The organism is Streptomyces sparsus (assembly GCF_054776295.1).
The window spans coordinates 1-1,394 of record NZ_BAAHCA010001138.1 but is presented as its reverse complement, the minus strand read 5'-3'; the positions used below and the strand labels follow the sequence as shown (position 1 = coordinate 1,394).

The window sequence follows — 1,394 nt, the reverse complement described above, 5'->3', positions numbered from 1 at the left end:
TGCGCCGAGGATCAGCGGGATGCCGAAGAAGATGTCGGTGACGCGGGACAGCAGCCGCAGCACCGGCTCGGGCAGCAGCGACAGCCGGCGTTCGAGGGCGTCCCGCACGCCGGGCGCGACGGCGTCGAGCGACCCCCCGCTGTGCCACAGCCGGGCCGTCTGCTCGACGAAGAAGGGGTTGCCGCCGGTACGCCGGTGCACCTCCGTCACCAGTGCCTCGGCGGGGCGGGCGCCGACCGTGCGGGCCATCAGCGCGCCCACCCCCTCCCGGTCCAGACCGGTGAGGGTGAGCGTCGTCGCCTTGGCGACCAGCGACGCCATCAGGGGGCGCAGCGGGTGCCCGTCGGTGTCCACCTCGGCGTCCCGGTAGGTGCCGATGAACAGCAGCCGCTCGAACCAGGTGTGCTGGGCGGCGAACTCCAGCAGCCGCAACGACGCGGCGTCGGCCCAGTGCAGGTCGTCGAGCACCACGACGACGGGTCTGCTGTGGGAGACCGAGACCAGCGCGGCAGTCACCGCGTCGTACAGCCGGAACGGCTCCGTCTCCGCCGTTCCGGCCTCCTCCCCCAGCAGCACCGGCAGGGAGCTGCCGGAGGCGGATGCGGCGGCGGCCCACTCCTGCGGCGTCACCCCGCGCCGCAGCCCGCGGACCACCTGCGTCCAGGGCCAGTAGCCGGGAGCGCTGTCGGAGTCCCAGCAGGAGCCGCTGAGCACGAGCGCGCCCCGGCGCCTGGCCTCGTCGGCGGCCTCGGTGGCGAGGGCCGTCTTGCCGATGCCGGCCTCACCCGTGACCAGGAGCAGACCGCCGTGGCTGTCGGTGGCCCGACCGATCTCGGCCCGCAGCAGGGCCGCCGGGTGATCGCGTCCGATCAGCTCAGCTCTCATGTCGTGCTGCCGTCTTTCGGGAGTGGTTCGACAGAGGTCAGCGGCTGGCAGCACCCGGGCCGAGCTGGGGTTTTCCGGCAGCGTCAACCGCCGGTCGGACCCGTGCTGTCCAGGTGCGTCATCCTACGGCGGCCCTCTGACAACGACCGCTCCCGGCGGCCGGAGACCGGCGACGGAAGACCCGGCGACCGGCGACCGGGGGCTGCCGCGGCCGGGTGCGCTGGACCTGCGGCGGCGGGGGCGCTGCGGGAGACTGGTCGCATGCCGGAACTGCCGGAGGTCGAAGCGCTGCGCGGGTTCCTCGCCGACCGGTTGACCGGGCGGCGGATGGAGCAGGTGCGCCCCGTCGCCGTCAGCGTGCTCAAGACGTACGACCCGCCGCTGAGCGCGCTGGAGGGCAGCACGGTCGCGGAGGTCGCCCGGCGCGGCAAGTTCCTCCTGCTGCGCACCGACGGCCCGTGGCTGGCGGTGCACCTGGCCCGCGCCGGGTGGCTGCGCTGGTCGGACGG

At 74.5% G+C, this 1,394-nt stretch carries 2 protein-coding genes; one reads left to right on the top strand and one right to left on the bottom strand.

Annotation, left to right across the window (positions count from 1 at the left end):
• On the bottom strand, positions 1–885 hold an 885-nt coding region (locus ACYVE9_RS26945), incomplete at its 3' end, for an ATP-binding protein (RefSeq protein WP_461030507.1).
• Between the two features lie 261 nt (positions 886–1,146).
• On the opposite strand from ACYVE9_RS26945, the gene ACYVE9_RS26940 reads away from it, so the two are divergent.
• Positions 1,147–1,394: DNA-formamidopyrimidine glycosylase family protein (locus ACYVE9_RS26940; RefSeq protein ID WP_461030506.1), on the top strand; the 248-nt coding region annotated here is incomplete at its 3' end.